Raw genomic sequence first — 15,787 nt, forward strand, 5'->3', positions numbered from 1 at the left:
TTTTATGGTTGTTACTTAGTCTATTTCTTCAAAGCTTGATATACTACCTCTATCACATTAGTTCTGGTATTCAGCTGATAAAGCCTAGTGTTTTCACGCGTGGGGTAAACCCTATTGGATAGAAATACATATACCAATTTATTTTCTGGATCTACCCAAGCATAGGTACCCGTAAATCCTGTATGGCCAAAACTGCTTTCAGGGGCACTTGGTGCTGAATTGCCTTTTGGATCACCTGGCTTAGAAGGTCTATTGAAGCCCAAGGCCCTAAAATTATCTGGGCAAAATTTACATTTCCCATACTCACTAACCGTATTGCCTTTGATCAAAGTTTCTCCTGCATAAGTACCATCATTAAGGTATAATTGCATCAATTTGGCCAAATCGTTGGCATCCCCAAACAGTCCAGCATGGCCACTGACACCACCTAGCATGGCCGCTCCCTCATCGTGGACTGTTCCAGAAAGCAACTGCTTACGGAACAAACTATCATACTCTGTAGGAACAATACGATCTGCTGGATAATCTTTATATGGATTAAAGGTCAAAGTACTTGCGCCCAAATGGCTATAAATCCCATCTTTCAGATAAGGCTCAAAATCTTCTCCAGTAATATTCTCTATCACCTTTGGAGCCAAAATAAAGGAAAGATCACTGTAAACGTATTTCTTCTCATCACTTACCGGAGAATTCATTATTTCCTTATAAATCTTATCCGCGTACTTTCTGTGGATGTATAAATTATCGGCTACTTTTATCGGAAACCTCTTGTTTTGATGGTCTTTAAATGTCGCCCACTTGAATTTTCCGTTTTTCTTAACTGTACTTTGCCAAAAAGCTATCCAAGACTTTAAACCCGCTTGATGTGTCAGAATATCCGTGTATATCAAATCTTCCTTATTGGTTCCTTTGGCCATAGGTAAATAAGTTCCCAAAGTATTGTTCTCATCGAATTTGCCTTCCCCCTTTAACTTCATCAAGGCCGCCAATGAAGTACTGATTTTGGTAACAGAAGCAATATCAAAAAGATCATTGTCCTGAACCGGAATTTCATTTTCGTAGGTATGATAGCCAAAAGAATTTTGATAGAAGACTTTTCCATCTTTTGCTACTAAAACAGTTGCCCCGGGAATGGCCTTTTCATCAATTGCCTGATGGACCAATGTTGCGATTCCTTGCAAATCTTTACTGTCTATCCCTACTGCTTCAGGCTCTACATAGGACAATCTAAGCCCTCCCTTAGTGGTCAATCCATCACCGATTTTAAAATGGGAAGAAATGCTTACAGGCAATTTGCCCTTAGCTCCTACTCCTCCAAAAATCAGCTGCGAAGCCACATCCTGGGTCAAATCTGACTCCTGATAGGTAGCTAGCAAAGCATCTGCGTTTTCAATTCCTTCGAATTTGTCCAAGCTGTAAACATTCCCAAACACACTGACGATGGTGGGTACTTCTTGGATCAACTCCTTAAGAAACACGTTCATCTCTGCGGTAATTCCAAAGTTTTTCACACTGGCCTTTAAGCCTAAATTATGAACCCCAACAATGACTTTACTGTATTGCTTTAATTTATCCTTCAATTCGATCAGCTCCTCTAAGCCAGCTTCTTTGGAAAGGAACAACTCATCTGCCTCCACATATCGGGACAAGCCTTTTTGGAAAGCAGTTTCGTCCTCCGCTCCAATAGCCAAAAATGCCAGTTTCTCTTCAGCAAGTCCCTTGATGGGCAACACTTCCTCTTTATTTCTCAGCAAAGTGATGGAAGCCTCCACCAATCTTCTGTTGAGATTATGGGCTTTTGAGCTGTTGATATCCTCAAAAATATTTTCCATCTCTACAGGCTTCCACTCATCCAGTCCCAACCAAGCCTTGGCCTTCAACACCTTCATCACCCTCCGATCGATCTCTTCTTGCGTGATCTCTCCATTTTCAATGGCTTTCTTCACTTCACTAATGGTTGTTTTCACATCCATAGTATTCAACAACATATCATTTCCGGCCAGCAATGCTTTTACATCCACTATCCCAGGAGGGTAGAATTTGGCCACCCCCTGCATATTCAAAGCATCTGTAAATACCAATCCCTCATAACCAATTTCCCCTTTAAGCAAATCGGTTACTATAGGTTTGGAAAGTGTAGAGGCCAAATTAGGAGTATCATCCAACACTGGAATATTCATATGGGCTACCATTACACTGCCCAACCCATTTTTCATTAGTTTTCTGAAGGGATATAATTCCACTTCCTCAAGCCTTTCTCTGGAAAAGCTGATCAATGGTAAACCATAATGGGAATCCACATTGGTATCTCCATGTCCGGGGAAGTGCTTTGCATTGGCTAAGACATGTTCATCTTGCATCCCATTCATATAGGCCATGGCTTTGGATGTCACATTTTCCTTGTCCTCCCCAAAAGATCTAAAGCCTATCACTGGATTATTGGCATTATTATTTATATCCACTACTGGGGCAAAGTTCACATTGATGCCAATGCGCTTGGCCTGCCGAGCTATCTCCGCTCCCATCTCATAAATCAAACTTTCATCCTCTATTCCCCCTAGGGCCATTTGGTAAGGAAAACTCATGGTACTGTCCAAACGCATACCCAAGCCCCACTCTGCATCTATTGAAATCATCATGGGAACCTTGCTTATCTTTTGGTAGCGATTGGTCATACTTGCTTGCCTGCCTGGACCGCCTTGAAAAAATATCAAACCGCCCACTTCATATTTTTCCACTAAACTGGCTATAGAATCCTCATGCGCCCTGTCTCTATTTGAATAAACCGGAATCATGATCAGCTGCGAGATTCTTTCTTCAGGGCTCATAGTCTGGAAAACCGAATCGGCCCAATGACTTTCTTGCTTCAAAAAAGGGATTTTTGAAGCAACTGAATCCTGTTGCCCCATAGCCTGCAGGCCAATTCCAGCAAACAACAAGCCCATCAACCCTCTCTTTAGTAAATTGTATTTCATTTTATAATCAGTTAACTATTTCCTTTTCTAATAACCACTCTACTCCACCTGGTGCTTAGACAGATCCGCTCAGGATGACAAGGTAAACTTTTTGCAATAAGCACCTTTGCATCCCCTTGGGCAGAGTGCAAAACTTAACTTTGTATCTTACTCTTCGTAATCTGAATGTCTCTAAATGATGTCACCCTGAGCGCCCGCCTTCCGGAGGACAGGGAGTCGAAGGGCGACATGGCCAATCACACTACCTACTCCAATGGGCCATCATCAATATGGCCCCTGCAGTTCCATCCATAGTGGGTTCATTGCTGCTATAATCTCCTACGTCGTCATGATAGACAACATGTTCATTTTGGAAGGCGGCGAACTTGTCCGGGTCCTCCAAATGCAATCCAATCAAATTATCATAAATGGAACGATATATGGGACCATCTACCAAGCCTCCCGGCACTTTTAAGCCCAAAAGGACATAAAGGCTGGTATGTACTTTTTCTGGAGACTCCCCATCACTTGGGATACCTGAAAACATGGAAGTTCCCCAAGGGTTCCTACCAAACAACCAATCCCTTTGCTTGGCCAGATAAGCACTAAATTGCTGGTCCCCACTCATTTTTTCATACAATATTATCTGGGTAATCAATCCAGTCATTAAATTATTGGAACACCAAATAAAGGGCACTCCCACTTGAAAGGGATTTTGATTGGCCCGCTGAAGGGTATATTGTATTCCTTCCAAATAATACTTTTCCAACTCCTTCTTGAATGAGTCCTCTACCAAATCATGTAATACAAAATGCCCCATATTGATAAAAGGGTATAATCGATAGTGCTCCGTAGAATCTACCACCGTCCAGGAATCAGCTGTATTACTTTTCAGGGCATAAGCCTTTGCCTGCTCCAAATATTCACCGTTCTTGGTAGTCTTATAAAGCTCAGCTGCACCCCATTCCATATCGTCCGCCCAAGTGGATTCATTATAGCGGTAGGGTGCCGAATAGGAATTTCCTTGTTGGTAACCTTCCTTCTCTCTTCCTAAAGCATACAAGCTCAGAGCAGCCTGCTTGCATTTTTCTGCAAAAACAGGATCATTTAAATCCTCCTGCCAGATTCTTGCCGCCAAGGCCATCGCCGCAGCACAGCGACCTGCCAAGTTAGCTACTCCCGTCGCCTCACTTTTATATTTTTGTAATCCCTGAGGTTTTCCAGTAGCAAAATATACTGGCCTGTAGCTATTAGCCCCCCAACCATAATCTGAATTGTCCTCATCCGGGATTTTGAATCCTTTATGGTCACGGTCATCTGCCACTTGGTGAAAAAGCTGGTCTGGTGCCGGGTGCATCTTCAAGATCCAATCCAATCCCCATTTAGCCTCATCCAATACATCAGGGATTCCATTTTTACCAGCCTGTCCCAAAGCATTAAATTGATCATCAAACCTTTCTGGGTACATTTCATAAGCCATAAGCATATGAGCAGTGGCGTAACTCGATGTAATAAGGTATTTGAGTTGATCCCCAGCATCATGCCAACCGCCACTTACATCCACATAACTACTATCTGGCATTGGCCCAAAAAATGATCTCCCATCTCTTTGGTGACATATCATGTCCAAAGTAGGGTTATAACCACATCTTTGCTGCCGCATAAATTCCAATAAGGTCTCCTGGTGATTTCCATAGGCATCCTCACCGATCCTAAAAACATTGGAGCTGGCTCCTGATTTCTTCGCTTTTATACTGTATAGGCCTGCATCCTTTATCTCAGAAAAATCAAGTGTGTAATAATAATCGAACTCTCCCCAGGTATCAGCCTTATTCTTTTCGGGCTTAAATTGCAATACTTCCTCCCCACTTGTAGCGTCAACCAGCACTAGTTTTTCTCGAACTGCTTTTTTGCTAAATACTATTGCTGACTTCACGTCTTCAGGTAAATATCCTAATTGATTTACCCGAATATGAATATCATGTTCTGCTCCCGCAACAAAGGGATTTAACATAAACAGATAAAGTAAAATGGTCAGCATGGTTATTTAATATTTTTTGATGGTTTCAATAATTGATCAATTCTAACAAACTGATATCCTCTACTTTGTAATTGCTCTAACAACTCAGGAAGCAAATCATAGAATTTATCCTTTCTTTTCGGTCCTACACCAATATGCGTGAGCAGTATAAATCCATTCAACCCTTCCTTTTCCTCATAACTCATAATACTTTTAAAAATCTCTTCACTGCTGAGATAATTGGACATGCCAGGATGGGTGTAATCAGCATTTGACCTTGTCCCTGGACTAAAGTTAATCAATTGTAAATCTATTTCTTGGGTCCATTTGCTAATGGTATCATTATACCATTCGTATGGTGGCATAAAGTATGGGGCACTATTAGCTTGAATTCCCCTTTTGGACATTTCCCTATAATTGTCCTCAATATCTTTGATAAATCCAGCCTTGTCAATTAGCAAGCTGTCCCTTTTCATCCAATCACAATAAAGGAGGTGCTGATCAGAATGGGCACCCAAATAGTGCTTTTGATTATTAATCTTTTTGATCAAGTGCTGGAAGTCCGGATTTCGGTAAAAATCTCCAGTAAAGAAAAATGAAGCCTTCACATTAAATTCAGCTAAGAAATTAAGAATTTCTGTTCCTCCCTCAGCATATTCATGTCCGGCAAATACCAAAGCAATTTGTTTTTGGCTTTGATCACCCCGGATAATGGCCCCATGGGAATAGGTAAAATTGTTTTCAGACTGACCCAATATAGGGTAAACAAAAAGGAAGTAAGGAAGGAAGAAAACAATACTTCTTCTCCATAAGCCATTACCATATAAGCTTTTAACTACTTCCATACCTAGTAAAAATCTGAAAAATGCCCCTCTTTTCATAATAAAAAGAAGGGCATAACAAACAAACATCCTAACAAATCAGCACTTTATTCTTGCCATCCAGGGTTTTGTTCCAATGTCACTCCATGCTCTGCATAAAGTGTAATCTGATCCAAAGGAACAGGATCAAGATATACTTTTGAATTTTCAAATCTTCTTTGCGATGCAGCAGCAGTGGAAGGAATAATATATCCTGTTTCACCCCCTGTAAGAGTTACACTGCTCTGTAGCCCAGGATAATCAGCTTTATCTATCCAAGCTCCCCTATTGATATCTTCATTTGCTTCAGTGTCCGTGTATTCCAATTTTTCCCAGCGCTTCAAGTCATCCAGACGGAAACCTTCCATCATTAGCTCAACTCTACGCTCTCTTCTGATTTCCCAAATAATGGAAGGTACACCTGGATCTCTTGACGGGTCGTCATAGGCAGCACCGTTTACTGCTGGTTCCATTCCAATAAGCATCAAATGGGGCATTCCAACACCTGGACGATCTCTTAGCACATTGATGGACATGTCCAAATCTGCTTGGCTCAGTGCAGGACCACCAACCGTCGCCAGTTCAGCCACAGCTTCTGCATAATTCATCAATACTTCACCATATCGCAAAACAGGAGAATCCGTATAGTTCAAGTTAGAGCTTCCTTCTGGCTCGTCCTTGATTTCTTCATTCAAAAACTTGAGTGTTGCATATCCAGTTGTGCTATAGTTAGGGAGGATGCCATTTAATCTCAACTCATCTGAAACCAAGGTTCCATAAATCCTTCCGTCCCTATTGGCCATAACATTCTCAATACCTTTATCACCATGATAGTTAGCAGAAAGAGCAATAGGCAAACCATCATTGACTAGATATGACTCCACGGCATCTTTAGATACGCCAGTTTGTGGTTCCTTATTATTATAACTGTTCAGGGCATGAGTAATCAAACCTGGCTCATAATGCCTGTAAAGGATTACCTCTGGATTGCTGGCCAAATTAAGAGAGGTAAAAACTTCTCTGTAATCGCCCAAAGAATAGTTTCCAGCAGAAATCAATTCATTTGAAGCCCACTTAGCAGCTTCCAAGTAAGACTTTGCTTTCTCATTATTACCTTCATGGTACTTTTGCCAAGTGCCTTCAAAAAGCATGATGCGTGACATAAATGCCAATACAACATCTCTGTTTACAGTCAATCCACTTGTACCGTCATTCTGACGAACATTGTCAGCGGCAAATTGAAGGTCAGCCATTACATTGTCCATTACTACCTCTCTGGAATCACGAGGCTTGTACAACATGGCTTCATCAGTCTCGCTCAATTCTTCGTCATACCACGGTACATCTCCAAACTGTTTCACCAAATCATGGTATTCCAAAGCCCTGAAAAACCTGGCTACTCCTGACCAATGTTGGATGGCTTCATCTTCCATGGGAACTGTTTGGATTCTCTGCAAATAGATATTGGCTTTCCTTACCCATGCAAATGTCCAATAAGAACTTGTTGCAGCTGTCGGGACATTTTGTCTAAACTGAGTAGGGCTGCTCGGCCCGAAATCATCATTCAGGGTTTCACCCGAGAAAAATTTCCCCCAGGCATATCCCGATCCATAGCCACTGAAGTAGGCTGTATAAAATCCATAGGAAAAACTCCTTACATTGTCCTCACTGGTCCAATACGTTTCATCTGTAAGCTGATCCAATGGTGGCTTTTCTAGAAAGTCATCACAGCTCACCAAAGCAAAGACAGCTACTAATATGCTTAATATTCTAATTTTCATGATTCAGCTTTTTATAGTGTTATCTGCAAACCAAAAGATACGTTTCTACTATAAGGGTATACCCTACCGAATGTATTCGAATCGTTGCTACCCGCTGAAGTGTAATCCACCTCTGGGTCTATTGGCAAATCAAGATTGTCAAATTCAAACAAGTTCTCTCCACTGAAATAAACTCTTACTTTGTCGATATTCAGTTTTCCTATAAGAGATTGAGGCAGAGAATAACCGATGGTGATATTCTTCATTCTCATATACGACATATCCAAAAGGTATCTCGTCTGTCTCAAGAAGTTCTTGCTATTACTTGATTGTCCCTGATTAGTAGGTCTAGGATAGAAAGCATCTGGGTTCTCTGGTGACCAGTAATCCAATTGATGCGCAAACCAAGCTTCTCCTGGTCTATAACCTGGTACGAAGATTGGCCCGTTTGCCCAGTAATCACGCTTACCTACACCCTGGATAAAGAAATTGAAATCAATTCCTTTATAATCACCACCCAGTCTGAAACCATATTGGTATCTTGGAGTGGAATTTCCAATCACTTTCAAGTCTCCATGATCTTCCACCGTATTCGAACCATAAGTGATTTCACCGTCACCATCCAGATCCTTGTATTTTACATCACCTGGACCATAGAAGAACCAACCGCTTTCGAACAATGATTGAGAAGGAATTCCATCCTTCATTACATATTTCCCGTTTTCCAAAAGAAGGTCACCATTCCCATCCTTAACAAAATCATCCTCTGTAAACAATCGGTCAGTTTCATAACCCCAAATTTCACCAAGCGTTCTTCCTGCTCTGTTGGAGTAAATACTCTTATTATCTGCAAACTCCGTGATGCGTTCTTTAAAATCAGAAAGCATGGCCGTGGCATTAAGGTTTAGGCCATTTCCGAAAGTATGGCTGTAGTCAATGGCCAATTCCCAACCGGTGGTTTCCAATTCACCCAAATTTTGCTTAGTAGCACCAGTACCATAAGATGCAGGAAGTACTTCTCCAGCACTGTGCATATCACTGGTGGTCCTTCTGTACCAGTCAAAGGTCAAACCTAATTTATCCTGGAAGAATCTGGCATCAAAGCCATAATCCAAGGTAGTCACGGTCTCCCAAGTCAATGAAGAAGGCAAAGCGCCAGGGGTACCGAATGTCAATAGGTTATCACTACCATTTAACCATCCAGAAGAATAAGACCCCATAATTCTGTATATATCACTCAAATAGGCGTTTTGATTACCAATGGCTCCCCAGGAAGCTCTCAATTTCAAGAATGACATTACATCGGTCACTGACTCCATAAACGGTTCCTCTGAAATGGCATAGCCCGCTGACATTGAAGGGAAGAATGCCCATCTTGCAGTCGGTGAAAGTCTGGACGACCCATCATAACGTCCGTTCAACTCCAGAAAATACTTATCCTTAAAGTTGTAATTGACCCTACTGAAAGCCCCCATTGTAGCCCATTGGTTTCTCGCTCCTCCTACAAACTGATCACCAGAAGCCAAGTCCAGTTCGCCTCTATCCAAATCCATTAGGTCCCTTCTTTGAGAACTGTGATACCAGTATTCATAGGATTCGATGTCTCCACCTGCCATAAATTTGAAGGTGTGATCACCAAATTGCTTATCGTACGTAGCGAATAACTTGCCCACGCTCCTGTTACTCCAAGATGAGCCGTAAATCACCCTATTATAGGAAGCACTCGAATAAGGTGCGTATTCTAAATTGGCACCAGTAGACCAAAAGTTATAAGCGGAAACCACACCACCTGTTTGATGATCATGGAAGTTATTGGAATCAAAAGTATAATTGGCATTAATAGCCAAGCCTTTAACAGGACGAATTGTAGTCCCGAGATTAATCCTGCTCAAAGAAGTCGTTTGTTCGTTCATTTTTGCTTGGGAAACCTCTGTCACAGCACTTCTGAAAGGATAGCCTTCATAAGTTCCATATGGATATGTTTTTGGCCATCTGAAAAGGTAATACCAAGGATCGTATGTCTCGCTGCTGAAATAGAACGGTCTAGTAAACTGGGTTTTACTGTAAAGTACTTTACCTCTTACTTCCATCCAATCCGTTACTTCTGTATTAACACTTAGATCCAAAGAATAACGATTAAACTCATCTGGATTTACTTTTAGCACACCATTTTGGCCAAGATATCCAACGCCCAAGCGATAAGTAGTCTTGTCAGTTCCTCCAGAAACAGATAAATCATGCTTTTGCTGAGGTGTACGTTCTCTCATGAACATATCTCCTGCATCCCAAGGGCGGTAAAAGAACAATCTGCCATCACGGATTTCAAAATCCCTGCCTAAAACCATTTCATTCCCTAAATTCTGACCGCCATATTGCTGCTCCCACTCTCGCATTTTCTGAATGCCCTCTTCATCGAAGTACATTCCCACAACTCCAAATACGTTGGTGGAAGGATTGGTTCTTTGTAAAGCTTTAAAGGCCATTTCAGCTCCTTCAGCTGCTGGTGCTATAACAGGAGTTTTGGTAGGTGTAGCCCATGAAAAGTTATTTGAATAGTTGATTTTTGGCGCTTCACCTTTTTTACCTGTTTTGGTGGTGATCAAGATCACACCCCAGGCACCTCTGGAACCATATATGGAAGCTGATGCCGCATCCTTCAACACAGAGATAGACTCAATATCCTCTGGATTGATCATTTGAAGATTGGGTACCTCCACATTATCCACAAGGATCAAAGGCTGCGCACCGCCAGAATTACTCAGTGTCCCTGTCATACCTCTCAGTCTTATCTGTGGATTCTGGCCAATCTGTCCACTTGGAGTAGTAATGGTCAAACCAGGAGTGGTTCCCTGTAAACCTCTACCCACATCTGTAATTGGTCTAGACTCTAGCACTTTCGTATCTACTGTGGCCACTGCTCCAGTAAGATCGCTTCTTTTTTGGGTTCCGTAACCTACGACAACCACTTCTTCCAGCGATTTGGCTTCTGCCTCAAGGGCAACATTTATCGTTCCACTGCCCGTTACGGTTTGTTCCTGAGAAATCATCCCAATAAAGCTGAAAACCAGCACTTCTCCCTGGCCTACTTCAATTTTATACTTACCATCAATGTCAGTTGAGACACCCTTGGTTGTTCCCTTGACCAAGATGCTCACTCCAGGCAATGTGGTTCCATCATCAGCGCTTGTCACTGTACCTGAGACATTGACAGTCTGGGCAAGCACCTGAAAATGGAACAGGAGAAAACAAATCGCTCCTAAAGAACAGCGTAAAAGTTTTTTCATGTTTAACATTTTTTGATTATTAGTTAAGTGAATTATTTATCCCAATAGGGAAGAAAAGCTGTGGTTATTCATATGCCTTTGGGTTTATTGTTTAATAGGCCACAACTTTTCATTTCTATTGGTTGCTCAAATTTTTCCATAAAATCGATGCATTCCATCCCTGAAAACAGGGATATTATCAAATCACCATTACTCCAAAAACTACCATAAGCCTTATTCTACCTGTATGAAAAAAGGCCATGAAACTATCATTTCATGGCCTTTTAAGATGGAAATTATCGACTTACTCGATCCTTAAATTTGGAGGATCCTTAAGTTCCAAGTCTTCCAAACGCTTTCTGATTTTACGCATAAACTTTTCTCCTGGGTCGGTCTTGACTGTCCTATATCCTTCGTCCAACTCTTTCCATAAAGGATGGTTCTCAAAAGCAGTATATTCAAAATGCCCAATCACATATTCAATATCATACTTCCTTTTCAAATGCCTTACCAACTCTTCATTAGCTTTCAACTGAGCTTTAGTCAACGGTTCCTTAGCACTGCCCACATTTTCTACTCCAATGGCACAATGGTTCAATCCGATTACATGTCTGGCCATTATGGTATCGGGAAGTTGACGAAAGATGGTACCATCCCTGTCTATTAAATAATGGGAAGAGACATTAAGTGAGCTGGCAGAAGCAATGGCTGTTCGACTGCCCGGCAAATGCACTGGATTCATCGCATCATAGGATCTCTCCAAGTTAGGAATGGCCGTCCAATGCAAAACAACCATTTTAGGAACAATGCTGGGTTCCTCTTGGACCAAGCCATAGTGCTCTTCCAAATACTCCAATGTGAGACTTCGCCTTTCTTCATCATATTTAATAGGCTTGTGAAAGACCCGGTAGGTAGATTTGGAACATGCCCCCCAGAGTATGCCCGAGGCAATTAATACAAGCTTAATGCTATTCATTTTCAATCTAAAATTCATATCATTCCTTCTTTTCAGCAGTACATTGTCACGAGGTATTTGAGACCCCAACCTGAACATTAATTCTGTTTTTCCTATCCCTGAAAACAGTGATTTTTCAATACCATTCTTTTTCCCCCGGAATAGCAAAATCAGCTTAAAAACACCTCAAAACCCTCATTTCGACCTTTTCCTCTAATGTCATGCTATTATATCCAATTTACCTCTTGTGTAATTTCTATTTAAAAAAAACATAAATTAGAGTTAATTCCTTCCAGAACAGACAAAAACAGTATTTACTTTTTTTGTGTATAAGGCTAAAACAACCATACCATGATCAATGTACTAATTGCTGACGACCACCAAATGTTTATTGACGGCCTTAAGGCCATGCTTTCTGACATACCTGGCATCAAGGTCGTCGCTGAGGCAATGAATGGCAAAGAGGCTATAAACTATTGCGACCTAAGCCCTGTAGACATCGTGATTATGGATATTAATATGCCTGTAATGGATGGTGTAGAAGCAACCAAGACCTTACTTAAATCCCATAAGTCCCTAAAAGTACTTGGACTATCCATGCATAATGACAGGCATTTTATTTCTGATATGCTTAAAACTGGAGCACAAGGTTATATTTTAAAGAATACAGGAAAAAATGATTTGATAGAAGCCATTCAAACCTTACATGCTGGGGGGACTTATCTAGGTGAGGAAGTCAGCAAAACCCTTGTCAACAGCTTCATCAAAAAGCCTGGCAAAATGCAGCTGACCGAAAAGCTATCTGACAGGGAAATGGAGGTATTAGGATGCATTGCCAACGGTCTAACCACTCAAGAAATAGGAGAGCAACTTTTTATCAGCAAAAACACTGTGGAGACTCATCGCAAAAACCTCCTCTATAAGCTTCGGGCCAAAAACACCGCTGAGCTTGTCAATAATGCCTATAAAAAGGGGCTAATCAAATAATTCAAACATTTCAAATCGGAATAGCAATTACTTCCTCCCAAAATATTAAGGCCATGGACTAATGTTATTGCCTAATTAACATTATTAAGCCCCCATCACTCACTTTTAAAATGCCTCTAGGATGCCACTTTTCCTTAGCTGGCACATCAAATCCCTTTTTTCAGGGATTTTTAACAATTAAATTATTTTGATATTTGTAGCTTGATTACCTATTAAGTTCAAAAATGTCTATTTTGAACGTAAGCACGACAAAACCCAAATTCTTAATGAAACTAATTCAGTGTATTGGCCTTATTGTGATCTTTGCATGCCTTTCACTAGCCTGCTCTCCCAAGCCCTATAAGTCCATCAACAAACAACATAAAAAACAGGTAAAAGCTGCCACGCAAAATATCCTTGAAATCCCAGAAGCTGGTGAAGAAGGCGACACGACCAATGTCACTGATCTTTGGGTGGGGACAACCAATTTCAGCATAAGAAAGCCCAACTTTGTCATTATCCATCACACAGCGCAGGACTCCCTAGAACAAACGATTAGAACGTTTACTTTGCCACGTGCACAAGTAAGCTCACATTATGTAGTCAGTAAAGATGGCACTATTGTACAAATGCTTAATGACTACCTGAGGTCATGGCATGCCGGTCGTGGCAAATGGGGGCAGGATACAGATCTAAATAGTTCATCTATTGGCATTGAATTGGATAATAATGGATCCGAACCATTTTCTTCAGCGCAAATAGAAAGTTTACTCAACTTATTGAAAAGGCTTAAAAATGATTATAATATTCCTACCGCCAATTTTATTGGCCATGCGGACATCGCCCCAGCCAGAAAAGTTGATCCTAGTGCCTACTTCCCTTGGCAAAAACTCGCTGAGGAAGGATATGGGCTTTGGTATGATTCTCATATGATGATAGAAATGGGAATTCCTAATGAAAATGGCCAGTACATATCCAAGCAAATAATGCTGGAACCAATTGCAAGCCATTTTAATCCCAAAGAAGCACTTCGCATCATTGGCTATGATGTAAGTGATTTTAATTCAGCAGTAAGGGCATTTAAAATTCATTTCATTCAAAAGAACCTAGAAGGTGGATTGGACGATAATGATATGAGAATCCTACATAATTTGTACAAAAAATATCTTTAGGAAGGACAATACAGTGATTGTACCAAATCCCTATTTTCAGGGATGCCTAAGGCGCTAAATAAAAACATCTTTGTATCATAAGTGATACCATGACTTGGAATAAATCACCCTTTGCTAATAAAAATTGAGAATATGCTATTAATTGCTGATAGTGGATCAACCAAAACCGACTGGAGACTAGTAGATGACGAGGGCAACACCCTAAATTCGGTGCAATGTAAGGGACTTAACCCTTATTTTTTTTCAGAAGTAGAAATCGCTCAAATAATCAATAAGGAAATACTTCCTTTGGCTACCAATGTGGACAAGGTTATCTTTTATGGTGCAGGATGTGGACTTCCGGCCAAAGTGGACCAGGTAAAATCAGCCATTGAATCAGTGCTTCCTGTAAAATATCCAACTGAAGTTTATGGAGATATTTTAGGAGCTGCTAGAAGCTTATTGCAAGACCAACACGGCATCACCTGTATCCTCGGCACTGGAGCAAACTCCTGTGTTTATGATGGCAAACAAATCATTGAAAATGTTCCTTCATTGGGATTTATTTTGGCTGACTGGGGAAGCGGAACAGTTCTTTGTAAAGACTTGATTGCCCAAGTTCTACAAAAGAAACTTGATCCAAGCATCATTGCGGATTTCAATGCCACTTTTGACATGGACACGAGGCAGATTTTGGATAAGATTTATAATAAACCCCAGGCCAATCGCTTCTTAGCTTCTTTTACGCCATTTCTGTTGAAGCACTCGAATAATCCTTCCTGCCAAAAAATCATTAAAGAAAATTTCAGGCAGTTTTTCGAGTTTTATGTACTTCCCTATGGTTCCCAAAACCTTACTTCACCAATAGCCTTTGCAGGATCCATTGCTTACCATTTTAGTGAATTTCTTCATGAGGTGGCCGACGAATACGGAATTAAAATTGAAAACATCGTGCAGCATCCTATGGACGGGCTGGTAAAATACCATTGCCAGACTGTTCCTGCAATCAAATAATCCATATTAAAATGACAAGTCCGACAATCTATACCACAGAATCATCTTCTCTTTATGAGAATTTGGAAACGATGTCCACAGAGGAACTTCTTAAAAACATTAACCAAGAGGACAGGAAAGTTGCTGATGCAGTAGAAAAATCCATACCTCAAATTGAAAGTTTGGTGAATGCTGCTGTCAACGGTCTTCAATCAGGTGGTAGGCTATTCTATATCGGGGCGGGCACATCTGGTAGATTGGGGATTTTGGATGCTTCTGAAATACCTCCCACATATGGTGCATCACCCAGCTTAGTGCTAGGCCTTATTGCAGGTGGTGATTCAGCCATTAGGACAGCTGTGGAGGGAGCTGAAGATGATCCCGATCAAGCTTGGAAGGATTTAGAGAAGTATCAGATCAACAGCAAGGATGTTTTAATTGGCATAGCTGCTTCTGGAAGAACGCCATACGTCTTGGGAGGATTAAAAGCTGCCCAGAAAAATGGTTTGGTTACCGGTAGTATCAGCTGCAACCAAAACGCTGCAATATCTACAATAGCTAAACATCCAATTGAAGTAGCAGTAGGGCCAGAATTTGTAACTGGAAGTACAAGAATGAAAGCAGGTACTGCCCAAAAAATGGTGCTAAATATGATCAGCACCAGCTTAATGATTAAGCTAGGAAAAATAAAAGGCAATAAAATGGTCAATATGCAGCTGAGCAATAACAAGCTAGTGGACAGAGGCACCAAGATGGTCATGGAAGAAATCCCCAATCTGGACTATCAAGCTGCCCATTTACTTTTAAGCGAGCATGGTTCAGTAAAAAAGGCCATTGAAGCTTATCAAAATCAATAAAACAAAAA

At 41.0% G+C, this 15,787-nt stretch carries 10 protein-coding genes; 4 read left to right on the forward strand and 6 right to left on the reverse strand.

Annotated features, from left to right (window positions below):
- Positions 1 to 20 precede the first annotated feature (20 nt).
- The 6 genes from KMW37_RS03730 to KMW37_RS03755 form a co-directional block, all read right to left on the reverse strand.
- Positions 21 to 2,975 (reverse strand): glycoside hydrolase family 3 N-terminal domain-containing protein, encoded by a 2,955-nt coding sequence (locus tag KMW37_RS03730; RefSeq protein ID WP_246581316.1) that lies wholly within the window; start codon positions 2,973 to 2,975, stop codon positions 21 to 23.
- Between the two features lie 241 nt (positions 2,976 to 3,216).
- Positions 3,217 to 4,995 (reverse strand): glycoside hydrolase family 9 protein, encoded by a 1,779-nt coding sequence (locus KMW37_RS03735; protein WP_215223233.1) that lies wholly within the window; start codon positions 4,993 to 4,995, stop codon positions 3,217 to 3,219.
- A 2-nt stretch (positions 4,996 to 4,997) separates the two neighbouring features.
- The gene (locus KMW37_RS03740) at positions 4,998 to 5,819 is read right to left on the reverse strand and encodes a polysaccharide deacetylase family protein (protein WP_215223234.1); all 822 of its coding nucleotides are present in this window, start codon (positions 5,817 to 5,819) and stop codon (positions 4,998 to 5,000) included.
- An 83-nt stretch (positions 5,820 to 5,902) separates the two neighbouring features.
- A complete protein-coding gene (locus KMW37_RS03745; protein WP_215223235.1) occupies positions 5,903 to 7,615 on the reverse strand; it encodes a RagB/SusD family nutrient uptake outer membrane protein in 1,713 nt (570 codons plus the stop codon).
- A gap of 11 nt (positions 7,616 to 7,626) precedes the next feature.
- Positions 7,627 to 10,878, reverse strand: coding sequence for a SusC/RagA family TonB-linked outer membrane protein (locus KMW37_RS03750; protein ID WP_246581317.1), 3,252 nt, complete (start codon positions 10,876 to 10,878; stop codon positions 7,627 to 7,629).
- Between the two features lie 283 nt (positions 10,879 to 11,161).
- On the reverse strand, positions 11,162 to 11,833 hold the full coding sequence (locus KMW37_RS03755) for an N-acetylmuramoyl-L-alanine amidase (RefSeq protein WP_215223237.1): 672 nt from the start codon (positions 11,831 to 11,833) through the stop codon (positions 11,162 to 11,164).
- Positions 11,834 to 12,163: 330 nt separating this feature from the next.
- Between KMW37_RS03755 and KMW37_RS03760 the strand changes: the two genes are divergently transcribed.
- The 4 genes from KMW37_RS03760 (at position 12,164) to murQ (ending at position 15,779) form a co-directional block, all read left to right on the forward strand.
- Positions 12,164 to 12,799, forward strand: coding sequence for a response regulator (locus tag KMW37_RS03760; protein ID WP_215223238.1), 636 nt, complete (start codon positions 12,164 to 12,166; stop codon positions 12,797 to 12,799).
- Between the two features lie 266 nt (positions 12,800 to 13,065).
- Complete coding sequence (locus tag KMW37_RS03765; protein WP_215223239.1) at positions 13,066 to 13,950, forward strand: N-acetylmuramoyl-L-alanine amidase; 885 nt, start codon at positions 13,066 to 13,068, stop codon at positions 13,948 to 13,950.
- 132 nt (positions 13,951 to 14,082) lie between these two features.
- The gene (locus tag KMW37_RS03770) at positions 14,083 to 14,943 is read left to right on the forward strand and encodes a BadF/BadG/BcrA/BcrD ATPase family protein (RefSeq protein ID WP_215223240.1); all 861 of its coding nucleotides are present in this window, start codon (positions 14,083 to 14,085) and stop codon (positions 14,941 to 14,943) included.
- Positions 14,944 to 14,954: 11 nt separating this feature from the next.
- Positions 14,955 to 15,779: an N-acetylmuramic acid 6-phosphate etherase gene (gene murQ, locus KMW37_RS03775; protein WP_215223241.1), complete on the forward strand. Its 825-nt coding sequence runs from the start codon at positions 14,955 to 14,957 to the stop codon at positions 15,777 to 15,779.
- The last annotated feature ends 8 nt before the right edge of the window (positions 15,780 to 15,787 follow it).

The organism is Echinicola shivajiensis (genome assembly GCF_018642165.1).
In the GTDB taxonomy this organism is placed as follows: domain Bacteria; phylum Bacteroidota; class Bacteroidia; order Cytophagales; family Cyclobacteriaceae; genus Echinicola; species Echinicola shivajiensis.